This window comes from Streptomyces sp. NPDC044064 (assembly GCF_056434245.1).
This window is the reverse complement of sequence record NZ_JBWKFN010000002.1, coordinates 537757-553220: the sequence shown is the minus strand read 5'-3', so window position 1 is coordinate 553220 and position 15464 is coordinate 537757. Positions and strand designations below refer to the sequence as shown.

The following is a 15464-nucleotide window of genomic DNA, read 5'->3' as shown; positions in this document are numbered from 1 at the left end:
GGCCCTTCTTCCATGCACCCGTACCGGCCAACTCACCCGAACCAGGCCCTTGTTCGAATCCCACCGACCACACGGACGGATAGAGAACAGCCAGTTAGGCAGCCACTTTGGCGCGAGCCTCGCAGATCATGGCCCCAACGTCGTGCTTTACCGGGCAGGTCCACAGACTGCCCGACGCGCCGGAAGCTTACGGGGCCATGATCACTCGCGCCAAAGCAGCTCCAGCCCAAAGCCGCTCCGCCGACCTAGTGTTACACCTGCTTAAGTCATCCAGCTGTTAATCGGAGCATTGAATTGCCCGCCAGTCACACGGCGCACATTTGCATGCCCAATACATAGCCCAACGGCCGTATTCAAGTATGAGGAAATACCCATATCGTGCCATTTCGAAAAGAATGGCCTCATGTCAGGGCGACAGGAAACCACTTTTTCCAGGATTCGCTCCTCACTCGGCAGCCTGAAACTCAACGCAGTTCTCGCCAGGTCACCCATTTCCTGGAGCTGGTACACATCAATGAGCGATTCGAGTTCCGCCCGAGTTGCAGCAGCCACTTTGTAGCGGCCACCAAATTCCGGGTGGTCAACAATTAGTGGAGTATTCAGAAGAGCCAGGCCAGGGGGAAAATCGTCTAGAGTAAACCCTTCCGAAAAAAGGCCTGGATAGTTCATGCCCATGTACCTACCAGGCGACATGCTGCCGGCTCCCATGATGAGGCAGCCTGCGCCGCACAAGTAGTCAAGATCGGCCTGCATCGCGGCAAGGAAATCTTCCCCGAAGGGCGCCAGAGCGGTAGCCAACTGGTCGGCAATGTCACTCTCTGTGCGTGCCGCAGCAAAAGCAACATGCTTAAGGAAGAAGTTACAGGACAGAAGTGAAAAATGACGCCCGCAGAGATTCTGTGAAACCTCTAGCGCAGAATTCAAAGATAGTTGGATAACATCTCGGTCGTCCCTCTCGATTCTATCCGCGAGCAATCCAACTAGCAGCTCACCAAGCTCCGGGTCCCCGGTCTTTGCATAGCCGGACTGAGCCTCAAGGATCGCCGCCTGTACTCCAGGGTCCCCTAGATTTCTATAGCCCGTTGAGCCCCTGCTTTGCAACTCCTCTAGAAGATTGTCGATGAACTCGCCTGCGCGTGAAATGGCGATTCCATAAGCCTCTTGTGAAAGCTTTGCGAAGTTGTCTTTGAAAACCTCCATTGCTACGTCTTTGGCAACTTCCTGGACATCCCGGTAACCCAGACCGACGTGCACATCTACATCTCGCCCAGCCATCAGGCTCAAAGACTGATCTCCGGAATTTTGCTTTTGCGTCCTCCACTTCATTTCAGTCGCACCTCAGGAGATCCAGATGTCGAGGTCGGCAGTGAATGCTTCCCCTATCGTCTTTTTTAGATTGGCATGAGCGATGGCCATGCCGATGACTGAAGGCACACTGCTCTTAAGCGTAGTTCGCTTCCAAAGCTGCATGAAATCATGAATGCCTGGCACACCCGCTATCAGCTCCTGCTCTACTTCATCGTCAGGCAGCGGGTTTGCATTGAGCAAGGTCTGTAGCTCTTGCATGGAATCTTGCATACCGAGTTGGGTCAGGATGGATTCGAGATGCCTTTCGCTCACAGCATTCACCTGTAGCAGCGAATTATTGCGAAGGCAAGGAGTCAACAGCGACGTGCCCTCGTATTTTTTGATGACGGGGTGTGACTCTTCACTCAGGCCGTTACAGTAGAGCCCGGGATAGTTGGTGCGAATGCTTGAAGAAATCTGTCTCGACGAAAGCAGTTCAATTCGAATAGCCCCAGCGTCGGCGAGATACTGGATATCCGCATCGGATGCCGTTAGGCCGTCCAAGAACGGTGAAAGGTGAGTGGACAAATGGCCATAGAGCTCGTCCGGCCTCGTGGGTGTTCCAAACGTTACAGCGAGGATGAGGAAGAGTACCGTAACCAGTTGTACATGTTTGTACGAAAGCTTCGCGGTAGCGCCAATTGCTTCGGTTAGCGCTAGTTGCTGAACGTTCCGTTCGGTATTCTCGGTACGCTTCACAAGCATCTCGACGAGCACCTGGCCAAGATCAGTATCACCCATCTTGGCATAAGCTGACTGAGCGTCAAGAATGGCGGACTGGACGCCAGGGTCCCTGGCATTTTCTAGGGCCTCGGGCTGGTCCTCTTTGATTGCTCTAAGGTAGTTTACGGTGAACTCTTCGACTCGGTCTTTTGCCTCTCCGAAGGCTGCTTGGGAGAGCCTGGAGAGGTTGTCATCGACGTAGTTCGATACTACAGCCAGAACATCTTCGTAACCGAGGCCAAAGTTGGCCACGGCTGCCTGAATATTCTGCGAGTTGTCACCCGAGCGTTGCTTTTGCCACCAAGCCATCGGTATCAAGTTCCTTCAGAGCTTGTTATTGTCTCCGATGTTCATGTTGCCGCCAGCCTGGAAGTTCTTGGAGTTGTCTCCACTTCGCTGTGACTGGTGAATGCCTGTAAGGCGAGATTGGCGCGGAGTTTGGATCGCGCCTCTGGTGTTGAATGCCCCCCAGGCCGATATTGCAAGTCCAGCGAGATCGACGAACACCCCTATGACGCCTGATATCTGATTGCCTTTCTCAAGGCCAACCTTCGTGAGGTATACGCCCAGCCCGAGACACGTCAGGCCGAACAAAGTCGTTACTACCCATACAGCGATGCGTTGTGCCCGAGTCATCCGGCCATTATGGAGGGCTGGGGCCCTTAGTATCAGCTGTTTGCCTATGTAGGTAGAAAAAATACGAGCTGTCCGCTTTTGCGGTTATTTGGTCACCGGTATTCATGTTCGCTGTCGACGTCAAGAACCCTAAGGTCGCCAATGGCGTACGAGGCTGACCAATACGCCGACTGCTTGGGGCCGGCCGCAGGCCCAAAGGCGGCAGGTCGAATGCGTGCCGAAGGTCAGTCGATGAGACGCCCAGCACGGGAAGAGAGGCAGGTCAGCAGCGGTGTGAGACACGACCCGCAAAGCGCCTTCTAAGCCCCTGCTCGCTCTTAGCTTGCCGCGGGCGCCACTGGGACCCGTAGCGCTATGTGGCCGGATCGCACCCTTGCTGGTCCTTCGTGTACGTGTCACACAGTTGATAGGCGGGGGTGACTGGGGGAGGGGGACTCTGCATGTCTGTGCTGGGTAGCAACCGCGGGGAGCCGTCGGACTGGGCCGTGAGGCGGTTCGGGCGGCACGCCGGCAGCCTCGTCGAAGTGATTCCGGAGCAACTGGCAAGGGCCCATGCGCGGGCTCACGCAGTGCACCTCACCGCGAGGTTGAAGAAGCGCAGTCCCTACGGCTCGACCTTGGCGGAGGCGGTACGCGAGAACCTGGCGGACACCGCGCGGGAGCTGGGAGAAGCCGTACGGGACCTACGCGGGTACGAGTACGCCGTCATCAATCACCATGCGCTCTTCCCCTTTAAGTACGCCAACAGGCTCAAGCCTCTTGAACGGGCGCGGTTGGCTGCCGACGCTTCCCCTACCCGCCGCCGCATGCTCTTGAGTCACGGGCCCGAGCCGGAGGACGGCCTCTTCCCGCTGGATGACGAGTACACGACGGAGGAGTACGAGGATCTGCACGAGACCTTCGAGGCGCTGGGCGCGTCCACGAAGCTGGTGTGCCTCTTCTTCACCGCCGACCCGGAGGGCGGCATCCACGTGATCCATTGGGGGGACGCGCGCCTCGAGCCGGACCGTACCTTCACCTGGCCTTACAGCGAACAGCTGCGGGTGGCGACCCAGCCCCTTGAGTGAGCCAGTCCCGCGCTGGGCCGTCCCTGGGCCGTCCGAGGCCCCCCGAGGCCGACCAACGGCGACCGATAGTGACAGGCGACCCACAGCCGTCACCAGCGAAACCCCAGGTCAGGGCCCCCCGGCCATACGGGTTTCCATCCAGGGCTAGCGGTCAGGCAAGATGGGGTGTATCTGCCCACTGCCAGATTCAAGCTGCCGGACGGTTTCTCTTGGCTGAGTTCATTTACACCATGCGCAAGGCGCGCAAAGCGCACGGCGACAAGGTGATCCTCGACGACGTCACCCTGAGCTTCCTGCCGGGAGCGAAGATCGGTGTCGTCGGCCCGAACGGCGCCGGTAAGTCGACCGTGCTGAAGATCATGGCTGGCCTTGAGCAGCCGTCGAACGGCGACGCGTTCCTGTCGCCGGGCTACACCGTCGGCATCCTGCTGCAGGAGCCCCCGCTGAACGAGGCGAAGACGGTCCTGGAGAACGTCCAGGACGGTGTCGCCGAGATCAAGGGCAAGCTCGACCGGTTCAACGAGATCGCCGAGCTGATGGCGACCGACTACTCCGACGCGCTGCTCGACGAGATGGGCAAGCTGCAGGAGGAGCTGGACCACGCCAACGCGTGGGACCTCGACGCCCAGCTGGAGCAGGCCATGGACGCGCTGGGCTGCCCGCCCGGCGACTGGCCCGTCACCAACCTCTCCGGTGGTGAGAAGCGCCGCGTCGCGCTCTGCAAGCTGCTGCTGGAGCAGCCCGACCTGCTGCTCCTCGACGAGCCCACCAACCACCTCGACGCCGAGTCCGTGAACTGGCTGGAGCAGCACCTCGCCAAGTACCCGGGCACCGTCGTGGCCGTCACCCACGACCGGTACTTCCTCGACAACGTCGCCGGCTGGATCTGCGAGGTCGACCGCGGCCGCCTGCACGGCTACGAGGGCAACTACTCGAAGTACCTGGAGACCAAGGCCACGCGTCTGAAGGTCGAGGGCCAGAAGGACGCCAAGCGGCAGAAGCGGCTCAAGGAAGAGCTGGAGTGGGTGCGGTCGAACGCCAAGGGGCGTCAGGCCAAGTCCAAGGCCCGTCTCGCGCGGTACGAGGAGATGGCCGCCGAGGCCGACAAGATGCGGAAGCTGGACTTCGAGGAGATCCAGATCCCGCCGGGCCCGCGCCTGGGCAACGTCGTCGTCGAGGTCGACAAGCTGAACAAGGCCTTCGGCGAGAAGGTCCTCGTCGACGGACTGAGCTTCACCCTCCCGCGCAACGGCATCGTCGGCGTCATCGGCCCGAACGGCGCCGGCAAGACCACGCTGTTCAAGATGATCCAGGGCCTGGAGACCCCGGACTCCGGCGACATCAAGGTCGGCGAGACCGTCAAGATCTCCTACGTCGACCAGAGCCGCGAGAACCTCGACCCCAAGAAGACGCTGTGGGAGGTCGTGTCCGACGGGCTCGACTACATCAACGTCGGACAGGTCGAGATGCCGTCCCGCGCGTATGTGTCCGCCTTCGGGTTCAAGGGGCCGGACCAGCAGAAGCCGTCCGGTGTCCTCTCCGGTGGTGAGCGCAACCGCCTCAACCTGGCCCTGACCCTGAAGCAGGGCGGCAACCTGCTGCTCCTCGACGAGCCCACCAACGACCTCGACGTCGAGACCCTCAGCAGCCTGGAGAACGCGCTGCTGGAGTTCCCCGGCTGCGCCGTGGTCGTCTCCCACGACCGGTGGTTCCTCGACCGGGTCGCCACGCACATCCTCGCCTACGAGGGCGAGTCGAAGTGGTTCTGGTTCGAGGGCAACTTCGAGTCGTACGAGAAGAACAAGATCGAGCGGCTCGGTGCGGACGCCGCGCGTCCGCACCGTGCCACCTACAAGAAGCTGACCCGGGGCTGATCGATCTTGCGTCACATCTACCGCTGCCCCCTGCGCTGGTCCGACATGGACGCGTACGGCCATGTCAACAACGCGGTCTTCATCCGCTACCTGGAGGAAGCCCGGATCAACTTCCTGTTCCGCCCGGACAAGGAGTTCAAGCAGGGGTCCGTGGTGGCGCGCCACGAGATCGACTACAAGCGGCAGCTCGTCCACCGGCACCACCCGGTGGACATCGAGCTGTGGATCACCGAGATCAAGGCCGCGTCCTTCACCATCACCTACGAGGTGAAGGACGAGGACGTGGTCTACGTACGGGCCTCGACGGTGGTCGTGCCGTTCGACTTCGAGGCCCAGCGGCCGCGCCGGATCACCCAGGAGGAGCGGGAGTTCCTCACGGAGTACACGGACGCGGCCGACGAGGAGGCCGTCGCCGCATGACGGTGCTGCACCTGGCCGACGAGTCGGAGGCGGCGGACCTCGCCGCCTTCCTCTCCCGGCTGCTCCACTACGACCGTGGAGCCGCGGTGCGCCTGCAGGCGTCCGGGACCGCACTCGCCGTGTTCGGGCGGCCGCCGTCCTTCGAGGTGCTGGCGGTCCGCGCGGTGCGCCTGGCGAAGCCGTACGAGAACGGGCTCGACGTCACGCTCGACGTGACCGTCTCCGCCGGTGAACTCCTGGAGTCCGTGGACGAGCGGGCTGCCACGGCCGCCGTCCCGGCCGCGGTCACCGGGCCGCCGTGGGCCGGTGTGCTGCCGCCGCGCGGCGGCTGGCAGCCCGAGCCGGGGCTGCCCGCACCGGACGTCCTGCGTACGGCGGTGGCCGCGGCCGTCGCCGAGTTCCGCTCCCGTACCGAGGAGTTGGCGCCCGAGCGGCGTACGCGTGCGGAGCTGGACCGGATCGGACGGGACATCTGGACCCGGGAGATCGGGGAGACCCGGCTGCCGGTGCGGGCCGTGCACGCGGCCCAGTCGCTGGGCTTTCTGCGGCCGGGGACCGGCGCGGCAGAGACCGGGCTGTTCTCCTCCGGGGCGTGGCTGAGGCTGCGCACGCCGTACGGCTCCGTCGTGGTGCGGCGCGCCGGGCTCGGCACCCTCGGCGTCAGCGTGCGCTGACCCGGCCTCCTGCTTCTGCGCTGCTCATCCGCTACTTCTCCGCGCTGTCGTCCGGCCACACCCCGATGTGGTCCGGCTCCAGTTCCAGGGCCACCCGGTCGCGCATGTTCAGTGCCCGCGTGTACTCGGCGGGCAGCTGGAGGCGGCCCGCGCGGTCGAGCATGGCGTACTCGCGTGCGACCACGGTCTCGTGGCCGGTCGTGGCGTCCACCTCGCTGCGGCGCAGCACCTCGGTGGAGGTGCGGCCGTCGCGGATGGCCACCGTGCGGCGGACCTCACCGGCCACCGTCTGGTCGTGGGTGACGATCACGATGGTGGTGCCGAGCGTCTCGTTCGCGGTGCGGAACGCGTCGAAGATCTGCGCGCCGGTCTGGGAGTCGAGTTCGCCGGTGGGTTCGTCGGCGAGGAGGACCGCGGGGGCGTTCGCGAGGGCCACCGCGATCGCGGTGCGCTGCTGCTGGCCGCCGGACATCTCGTGCGGGTGGCGGTCGCGGCAGTCGGCCACCTGGAGCAACTCCAGCAGTTCCAGGGCGCGTTCGGCGCGGACTCGGCGGCGGGTGCGGGTGCCGGACAGCTGGAGCGGGAGGGCGACGTTCTGGGCCGCGGTGAGGTAGGGGAGCAGATTGCGGGAGGTCTGCTGCCAGACGAACCCGACGACCTCACGGCGGTAGGCGAGGCGGTCCTTCGCGGTCATGGTGAGCAGGTCGCGGCCGGCGACGCGGGCGGCCCCCGCGGTGGGGGTGTCCAGACCGGCCAGGATGTTCATGAGGGTGGACTTGCCGCTGCCCGAGGCGCCGACCAGGGCCATCAGCTCGCCCTCACGGACGAGCAGGTCGAGCCCCTGGAGGGCCTGGACCTCCACGCCGTCCGCGGAGAAGATGCGGACGAGGCGGTCGCAGGTGATGAGGGCGTCATGGCCGTAGGCGGGTCGGTTGCGGGTCTCGGCGACCTGGTCGGCGAGGTCGGAGAGAGTGGTATCGGCTGTCATGGGGTCTCCTGGATGGTTGCCCGGAACGCTCATCGCCCCTCCCCGGCCCGCAGCTCCCGTACCGACCCGCGTCTCCCGGTCCACCACGCCTGGGCCCCCGCCACCCCCACCGTCAGCACCACGACCGTGATCGCCGGTGCCGTCAGCGACCAGGTGTCCGGGCGGAGGACGGCCGAGCTCACGCCGGGCTGGGCGGAGGTCAGGGCGACGGTGGTCAGGTCGATGCCGGGGGACAGGAGCCGGATGGCGGCCCAGCCGGTCAGGGTGCCGCCGGCCGCGGCGAGGAGGGCCTGGGGAAGGGACTCCAGGACGAGGAGGCGGCGGCCCTGGGCACGGGTGAGGCCCATCGTGCGCAGGCGGGCGAGGAGCGCGGCGCGTTCGGGTGCCGCCCGCAGCAGTGCGAGGAGCAGGGCGAGGACCGCGAAGCCGGCGCCGGCGGCCACCGCCGCCGCGTAGACGTGCCCGGCGCCGGTCTGCAGGGGCGAGTCGGCGTACCGGGAGCGCACCTCGGCCAGGGCCTGTACCCCGACCGAGGCGGGGGCCGCGCGGCGCAGCGCGTCCGCGTCCAGGTGGGCACCGGTCAGCAGCAGTGTCGTGGGGCGGTGGGCCGCGTCCGGGAGTCCGGCGCGGTTCACGATCAGGAAGTCGGCGCCGGGCACGGCCGGGGTGCGGTCGAGGACGGTGGTGATCCGGACGGTGACCGCGCTGCCGTCGCCCAGCCGTACCAGGAAGGGGCGCCGGGTGCCGTACGCGTGGGCGACGGAGGGGGAGGCGAGGGCGGGGAGCGTCTTCGCGTTCCTCAACTCGCCCGCCGGGAATGCCCCGAGGCCGGTGTCGGCCGCCAGCCGGCCGTACGCGGCCGGGTCCACCCCGACCAGCGGCACCGTGTCCTCCCCGTCCAGCGGCTTCGCCTCGTACGTGATGCTCGCCGCCGCCACCCCGTGCACCCCGGGCAGCGCGCGTACCCGGGCGGCCAGGTCCGACGGGAGCGCGGTGGCCGCGTCCATGCGGGCGTCGGCCCCGACGGTGAGCAGGGCCGCACGGTCCCGGGCCTCGGCCACCCCGGCCAGGACCGAGCCGCCGAAGGCCGCCGTGGTCAGCGCGGTCAGCAGCGCCACCAGGGGCAGTGCCGCGGAGGCCCGGGCGCGGCCCGCGCGGGCCAGGGACAGATGGCCCACCGCCCCGCGCAGCCGGCCGGCCGGGCGGGCGAGGCGGCGCAGCAGCAGGGGATGGAGGCGGAGCAGCAGCACGGCCGCGATGACGCCGGTCAGCACCGGGGCCAGGGAGACCAGTTGACCGGCCGACGTGCCGCTGCGGCGCAGGGTCGCCACCGCCCCGGCCGCCAGGGCCAGCAGGGTCAGCTCGGCCACCGTGCGGCGCCGGGAGGGTCGTACGGCCGTCACGTCCTCCCGAGCTGCCGTCACCCGTACCACGCGGTGGGCGAGCGCGACGCGCAGCGGGAGGGCGGCGCAGGCGGTGAGCGTGACGGCCAGGGCGGCGGCCACGGCGGGACCGGTACGGGCGCCGGGGAACAGGAGCAGCGCGGCGGCCAGGCCGGCCGCGCCCGCGGGTACGGCGACCACAGCGGTCTCGGCCAGCAGCCGGCCGGTGAGGCCGGGCAGGGCGGCGCCCCTGGCGCGGAGCAGGGCGAGTTCGGTGCGACGGCGGTCGGCGGCCAGGCCGCCCGCCATGAGCAGGACGACGACGGCGACCGTGGCGGTGCCTGCGGCGGCCACCGCGACCAGCGGGGCGATGCGCGAGCGCAGCCGGGAGAACGCGGTGAGGCCGTCGTCCAGGCCGGTGCCGATGTCGGTGCCCTCGCCCGTGACGGTGCGGGCGCGGCGCAGGCCGGGACCGGACTCCAGGGAGGCGACGGCGGACCGCAGACGGTCCACGTCGTGGGCGCGCAGACCGCCGAGGTCCGGTGCGAAGTACCAGTAGCGGGAGGGCTCTCCGCGCGTGTACGGGAGGGCGGGGGCCGCCTCCAGGGGCAACAGGAGTGCGCCGAGCCAGTAGGTCTCCGGCGGGTTGGGCGGGGGCGTCCGGACCAGGCTGGGCGTGCGCAGCAGCGGGACGGTCGACCAGTAGGCGCCGGCGGGGTCGTGCGGGGTGAGGATGCCGGTGACCCGGACGGCGAGCGGGCCGCGGCCGACGCAGGGCACGTGGATGACCGAACCCACCTTGATGTGCAGGCTCTTGGCGGTGGCGGCGGTGACGGCGGCCTCCACCTCGGGCGCCATCGAGTCCACCGGGCCCGAGGTGCGCGGGAGCCGGCCCTCGCGGACGCCGGCGTGTCCGGCCAGGCCGCTCTGTGCGATCAGCTGGACATGGGCGAGCAGGCCGCTGGGACGCGGGATGAACGCATCGGGCACGGCCGTGTCGGTCTGGGCCGCGATGCCGTACGCGGACTGGGCACGGTCGACGGACAGCGAGTCGTCGACCGTGTCCAGCAGCTTCTGGAACTGCCGTTTGAGCACGCCGGGACGGAGGAGCGTGCCCGAGGCGCCGCCGGACATGTCATAAAGGGGCATCGACGGGGTCACCCGCAGGGTGGTGCGCTCGGGGCGGGCCTGGTGGAGGGTGTGCACCAGACCCGCGTCCTCGTACCGGTCGACCGCACGCGGAAGGGCCCCCGCCAGACAGGCGGTCACCACGACCAGCAGCGCGAGCGCCAGCGCGGCACCGGGTGCGGACCGCAGCCGGGTGCGCACCCAGGGAGCGACCACGGCGGGCACGGAACTCACGTCACTCACCCCTCTGTTCGCGCAGTGCCCGTGCCGGGTCCGCCCGGCGTACGGTCGCCGTCGCCGCGACAGCCAGCGGAGCCACTGCGACGACGGCCAGCAGCAACGCCACACGGGCGGGCGGGAGTTGGACCAGCAGGTCGGGAACGGGCCGGGTGGCGTCACCGGTCAGGACGATCAACGGGAGTACTCCACGGGCCAGTACGGTGCCGAGGGCGACGCCCACCGCCAGGGACAGACCCACCAGGACGGCCTGTTCGGCGGCGACCGTGCGGGCCAGCCGGCGGCGTGGGGCGCCGAGGGCGCGCAGCACGGCGAAGTCCGCCTCGCGCGCCCGCAGCGATCCGGCGGCGCCCACCGCGAAGCCCACCGCGGCGAGGGCCGCCGCCACCACGGCGGCCGCGGCGAACGCGGCCGTGGGCCCGGCGCCGAACGGGTCGTCGCGCAGCTCGGCGGCCATCTCGTCCCGGACCACCACCTGCCCCGGGTCGACGACGTCCGGCAACGCCCGCACCTCGGCGGCGACCTGGGCCGGCTGGCCCGGAGCCGTACGCAGCCACCACTCGGTGGGCTTGAGGCTCTCCCCGTAGCGCGCGTGCAGCACCCGGTTCGCGGCCCGCAGATCGATCAGTACGGCGCCGCCGTCATGGCTGCCCGAGGTGCCGGTCGTGGGCAGCGCGCGCACCGCCCTGACGATCCGCACCGGGATGCTCTGGTCGCCGACCTGCACGTCCACGCGCTGCCCGGTGCGGGCGCCCGCCGAGTCCAGGAAGCGGTCGGTGGCCACGGCCGTCACCTCGGGCGGCGTGGGACGTGCCACCTGGAGCTGGACGGACACGGTGGCGACCGTCCAGTCCGCGTCCGGAAGGTATCCGGTGCGGTAGGTGACGGTCAGCGGCCGGGTGGAGACGATCCGGGGCCGGGTGGGGCTGGTGGCGGGGGTGGTGACGGCCGCGCCGCCGGTCTGCACGGCCGTGGTCCAGGAGGCCGGCAGCGCCAGCGGGCGCCGGGTCCCGTCGGTCCCTTCGGCGGTCAGGCCGCGGAACGTGAGCCGGTGCTGTTCGGCCCGATCGGCCGGCTGGGGCATGTCCAGCTGGAGCGCGGTGAGCAGCGCCGGTCCGGTGGCGGAGCCGAGGTCGAGGGTGAGGGTGTGCGGGCGGCCGTCGGCGGGGAGCCGCCCGAACGGCACCTGGTACGGCACCCCGGACCGGTCCTCGAGCCCGACCGTGACGTCGGCGGTCGTCCCGGGCCCCGCGGAGCTGTGCAGGCTCGCCGTCAGCCGCAGCTGCGCGGTGTGCGCCGGCACCCGGGTTCCGGCCGGGGAGTCCTTCGGCGTCAGCGCGGCCAGCAGCGGCCGCACCGGTACGGCCGCCAGGTCCGGTCGCATCAGCATCGCGTCGCCCGCGTGCGCGGTGTCCATGGCCAGCACGGTCGCCGTACGCTCGCCGGACAGCGGCTCCTCGGCGCGTGCGGCGGGGACCGCCCCGCGTACGTGCGGCAGCGCCGCGTACACGTCCGTACGGCCGAGCTGCCCGTCCCCCGCGGACAGCACCCGCACCGGCGCTCCGGCGCGGAAGTCGGCCTGGTCGTCCTGCGAGCGGTCCCAGGAGGACGCCTGCCCGACGGCCAGCATGCCGAGCGCGACGGCCAGCACGAGCAGCAGCACGGGGCCCGCGGCGCGTGCGGTACGGCGGCTGAACTGCCAGCCGGCCAGCGCCGCCGACAGCCCCCGCCCGGCCGCCGCCCACCGTTCGGCGAGCCGCGCCACGGGCGGCAGCAGCCGCAGCGTCAGCACGGTCCCGGCGAGCAGCGCCAGCGCCGGCGCGGCCACCAGCAGGGGATCCACCCCGAGCGCCCCCGACCGGTCGGCGGAGACACTCCCCGAGTCCTGCTGCGCCAGCTGCCAGTAGGCCACCGCGGCCACGGCGAGCAGGCCCAGGTCGCCCCCGGCGCGGAGCGGGGTGGGGAGCAGACCGGCGCCGGTGCGGCGGGCGCGGGGGCGGGAGCCGGGCGGGCCTCCCGAACGGCCCTTCCCGAAGCGGGAGATGAGCGGTCGCCGCGTCCGGCCCGGCTCCGCCCGCCGTCCGCGCCGCTCCTTCTCCGCCCCGGTCAGCGCCGGTGGTGTCAGCGTCAGCACGCAGCCCAGGGCCACGGCGGCCGCCACCAGCCAGACGCCGGGGCTGCCGCCGGGCGGGAGGTCCAGCCGCAGGCCGAGGCGGGACAGCGGGCCGTGGTCGGTCAGCAGGGTGGTGAGCGGTCCGGCGAGCAGGGGCGCGCAGACGGCGGCCGGGAGGGCGAGCAGCAGCGACTCGGCCGCGGCGAGGGCCGCGATCCGGGCCCGGGAGGCGCCCCGGGCCCTCAGCAGCCTTGTGTCGGCCGCCCGTTCGGCGCCGAGCAGCCGGGCCACCAGCAGCAGCGCGTACCCGGCGAGCAGCACCAGCTGGAGCGCGACGATCAGCAGGGTCGAGCGGGAGACCAGCAGCGAGCGGTCGGCCCGGTCCAGGACGTCCGGCAGCGAGGTCGTCGACGCGGTCACCCCGCTCAGGGCGTGGGACCTGCGCAGTGCCGTGCTCCCGGCCCGCGCCGCGTCCCGCAGCGGCCCGATCCGCCCGGTCGTCACCGCATCGAACCGGGCCGACGCCAGCCAGGCCGTCGGCCCGGTGCTCACCCGTCTGCCGGCGAGTACCGAGGGGTCGGCGAGCAGCGGCCCGTACGTCGTGAAGCCGGAGTCCTTCACACCGCGCCCGAGCAGTTCGTCCAGCTGCCAGTACGGCGCGTTCGCCGACGCGGGCCGGTACAGCCCGCTGACCCGTACCCGGACCGTCCCCTCGCCCAGCCGGTCGGCCAGGGTGAGACGGTCGCCGGGCTTCAGGCCGAGCGGCCGGGCGGCCGCCTCGGGGAGCGCCACCTCGATCTCGCCGCCCGTCCGGCCGGGAAGCCGGCCGGCGACCGTCCGCACCTGCGTGCGGTCCAGCGCGGCGAAGAAGGTCAGATCCGGGTTGCCCGACCGCTCGGCGGGCGGCTGGAGCGAGCGGGGCAGCGCGTACGGGCCCGAGCGGCGCAGCGTCCGCACGGTCACCGGTAACCCGTCGAAGGTCCGGCGCGCGCCCTGTCGTACGGCGGTGTCGGCGGCGGCGCGCCCGTCGGCCGGTACCCCGGCCTTGACGATCAGCGAGGTGGCGGCCGCGTTGCGCGGGTCGTTCAGCACATGGCGCAGTGCCGCGTCCCCGATCGCGCCCGAGTACGCCGTGAGCGTCGCCAGCACCGCGGTGGTGAGCAGCACCGTGAGCAGGGTGGAGCCGAGCAGCAGGCGATACGCCCGCGCGCGTGCGAAAACGAACCCCGTCACCCTGCCCCCGTGTCGTCCGGACGTGCAGAACTTCCAGACCTCCGGGCGATGCTGGCAGAAGTGACAGCTCGCGGGTAAGCGTTTCTCGATCGGTCTATACCGGATCGTGACCGGATTCCGGCGTCAGGCGACCGGAATCCGGCGTTCAGCGGGTCATTCGGGAGTGTTCACCATCGACTGGGCCGCATACGTCAGGTAGTTCCACAATGTCGTCTCGTGCTCCTCGGAGAGCCCCAGTTCGTCGACGGCCACCCGCATGATTCTCAGCCAGGCGTCGTGCGCGGCCCGGTCGACGGTGAACGGGGCGTGCCGCATCCGCAGCCGGGGGTGGCCGCGGTTGTCGCTGTAGGTGGTGGGGCCACCCCAGTACTGCATCAGGAACAGGGCCATCCGCTCCTCGGCCGGGCCCAGGTCCTCCTCCGGGTACATCGGCCTGAGGATCGGGTCCTCGGCGACTCCCTCGTAGAAACGGTGGACGAGCCGGCGGAAGGTCTCCTCCCCGCCGACCTGCTCGTAGAAGGTCTGCTCCTGAAGCGTGCCGCGCCGAATCTCTTTCACCCGTCCATGGTCTCAGACGGGGTGGCCCAGGACTCAAGGCTTAGGACCGCACCCGCCGGGACAGCCCCGCCGGGGGAGGCGGCAGCCCTACTGTGGACATATGGGCGCCTACGACACCGAGATCGACGTGCTCGCCGCCGTGGCGCGGGCCGCGCTGGTGCGGGAGATCGACGCCGAGGGGGTCTGGGCCGAGGACCCGGTGTGGCGGGAGGCGTTCTCGGAGGTGCCCCGGCACCTGTTCGTGCCGTTCTACTACGTCGGCGTCAGGGGCGGTTACGAGCGCCGCTGGCGGGAGAGCCCGGACCCCGAGGACCGCAGACGCTGGGTTTCCGGCGCCTACGCCGACACCCCGCTGGCCACCCGGCTGCGTGACGGCGAGCTGCTCTCCTCCAGCAGCCAGCCCTCGCTCATGGCGAGGATGCTGGTCGCCCTGCGGGTCGAGGACGGCAACCGGGTCCTGGAGGTGGGCGCGGGGACGGGATACAACGCGGCGCTGCTCGCCCACCGGCTCGGCGACGACGGCCTGGTCACCACCGTCGACCTGGAGCCGGAGATCACCGAGTCGGCCCGGCAGCACCTGGCCCTGGCCGGGTACCACCCGGTGGTCGTCACCGGCGACGGCGCGCGCGGGGTGCCCGAACGCGCCCCGTTCGACCGGATCATCGCCACCTGCACGCTGTCCACGGTGCCGCGCGCCTGGCTCGACCAGTGCAGCCCCGGCGCCCGCATCCTGACCCCGTTCGCGACCGGGCTGCTCGCCCTCGACGTCTTCGGCGCCGGGCACGCCGAGGGCCGCTTCCTGTCCACGGCGGCCTACTTCGTGCCCCTGCGGGGTGCGGGCCGGGTGGAACCCGGGGCGGTGTCCCTGCAGGGGCTGCCGCGCCCGGCCCGTGAGCACGAGCTGTTCCGCTTCCTGCTCGCCCTGACCCACGGTGCCTTCGACCCGCAGGAGGCCTACGCCCTGTGGGAGCGCGAGGGCAGACCGGAGCGTGCACGGTACGGCGTCACGGTCAGCGGCGAGCGCGTGTGGGCGTGGCTGGACGACCCGGAGGGGCCGTACATCTGGCCCCTCCCCTGATCGTCC

General features: G+C 69.8%; 11 protein-coding genes. 5 read left to right on the top strand and 6 right to left on the bottom strand.

The features are described from left to right. Nucleotides 1-261: 261 nt before the first annotated feature. Together AC07DS_RS05475 and AC07DS_RS05470 are read right to left on the bottom strand one after the other, a co-directional pair. Nucleotides 262-1326, bottom strand: coding sequence for an LPO_1073/Vpar_1526 family protein (locus tag AC07DS_RS05475; RefSeq protein ID WP_479142883.1), 1065 nt, complete (start codon nt 1324-1326; stop codon nt 262-264). A 12-nt stretch (nt 1327-1338) separates the two neighbouring features. Next, complete coding sequence (locus AC07DS_RS05470) at nt 1339-2379, bottom strand: LPO_1073/Vpar_1526 family protein (RefSeq protein ID WP_479142881.1); 1041 nt, start codon at nt 2377-2379, stop codon at nt 1339-1341. 767 nt (nt 2380-3146) lie between these two features. Here AC07DS_RS05470 and AC07DS_RS05465 point away from each other — a divergent pair. The 4 genes from AC07DS_RS05465 to AC07DS_RS05450 all read left to right on the top strand — a co-directional run bounded on the left by AC07DS_RS05465 (nt 3147) and on the right by AC07DS_RS05450 (nt 6741). Beyond that, the gene (locus tag AC07DS_RS05465) at nt 3147-3773 is read left to right on the top strand and encodes a hypothetical protein (RefSeq protein WP_479142879.1); all 627 of its coding nucleotides are present in this window, start codon (nt 3147-3149) and stop codon (nt 3771-3773) included. A 209-nt stretch (nt 3774-3982) separates the two neighbouring features. Next, nucleotides 3983-5647 carry an energy-dependent translational throttle protein EttA gene (ettA, locus tag AC07DS_RS05460; RefSeq protein ID WP_479142877.1) on the top strand — a complete coding sequence of 555 codons (1665 nt, stop codon included), beginning with the start codon at nt 3983-3985 and terminating at the stop codon, nt 5645-5647. 6 nt (nt 5648-5653) lie between these two features. Beyond that, on the top strand, nt 5654-6067 hold the full coding sequence (locus AC07DS_RS05455; protein ID WP_145878241.1) for an acyl-CoA thioesterase: 414 nt from the start codon (nt 5654-5656) through the stop codon (nt 6065-6067). Beyond that, nucleotides 6064-6741, top strand: coding sequence for a DUF8185 domain-containing protein (locus AC07DS_RS05450; protein ID WP_479142876.1), 678 nt, complete (start codon nt 6064-6066; stop codon nt 6739-6741). Before AC07DS_RS05455 ends, AC07DS_RS05450 begins: the two co-directional genes overlap by 4 nt. Nucleotides 6742-6772: 31 nt before the next feature. Here the strand turns inward: AC07DS_RS05450 and AC07DS_RS05445 are convergent, their stop codons facing one another. From AC07DS_RS05445 to AC07DS_RS05430, 4 genes are all read right to left on the bottom strand, one after another. Then, on the bottom strand, nt 6773-7729 hold the full coding sequence (locus tag AC07DS_RS05445) for an ABC transporter ATP-binding protein (protein ID WP_479142875.1): 957 nt from the start codon (nt 7727-7729) through the stop codon (nt 6773-6775). Nucleotides 7730-7758: 29 nt separating this feature from the next. Further along, nucleotides 7759-10464 (bottom strand): FtsX-like permease family protein, encoded by a 2706-nt coding sequence (locus tag AC07DS_RS05440; RefSeq protein WP_479142912.1) that lies wholly within the window; start codon nt 10462-10464, stop codon nt 7759-7761. A gap of 10 nt (nt 10465-10474) precedes the next feature. Beyond that, on the bottom strand, nt 10475-13822 hold the full coding sequence (locus AC07DS_RS05435) for an FtsX-like permease family protein (protein WP_479142873.1): 3348 nt from the start codon (nt 13820-13822) through the stop codon (nt 10475-10477). Nucleotides 13823-13975: 153 nt separating this feature from the next. Next, nucleotides 13976-14380, bottom strand: a complete 405-nt coding sequence (locus tag AC07DS_RS05430; RefSeq protein ID WP_479142872.1) for a globin — start codon at nt 14378-14380, stop codon at nt 13976-13978. A gap of 100 nt (nt 14381-14480) precedes the next feature. On the opposite strand from AC07DS_RS05430, the gene AC07DS_RS05425 reads away from it, so the two are divergent. After that, a complete protein-coding gene (locus tag AC07DS_RS05425) occupies nt 14481-15458 on the top strand; it encodes a methyltransferase domain-containing protein (protein WP_479142870.1) in 978 nt (325 codons plus the stop codon). The last annotated feature ends 6 nt before the right edge of the window (nt 15459-15464 follow it).

Excerpts from the sequence above, each read along its gene's own strand:
- AC07DS_RS05450 (WP_479142876.1), top strand. The coding sequence starts at position 6,064 with ATGACGGTGCTGCACCTGGCCGACGAGTCGGAGGCGGCGGACCTCGCC.
- AC07DS_RS05475 (WP_479142883.1), bottom strand. The coding sequence starts at position 1,326 with ATGAAGTGGAGGACGCAAAAGCAAAATTCCGGAGATCAGTCTTTGAGC.
- AC07DS_RS05425 (WP_479142870.1), top strand. The coding sequence starts at position 14,481 with ATGGGCGCCTACGACACCGAGATCGACGTGCTCGCCGCCGTGGCGCGG.
- AC07DS_RS05445 (WP_479142875.1), bottom strand. The coding sequence starts at position 7,729 with ATGACAGCCGATACCACTCTCTCCGACCTCGCCGACCAGGTCGCCGAG.
- AC07DS_RS05465 (WP_479142879.1), top strand. The coding sequence starts at position 3,147 with ATGTCTGTGCTGGGTAGCAACCGCGGGGAGCCGTCGGACTGGGCCGTG.
- AC07DS_RS05470 (WP_479142881.1), bottom strand. The coding sequence starts at position 2,379 with ATGGCTTGGTGGCAAAAGCAACGCTCGGGTGACAACTCGCAGAATATT.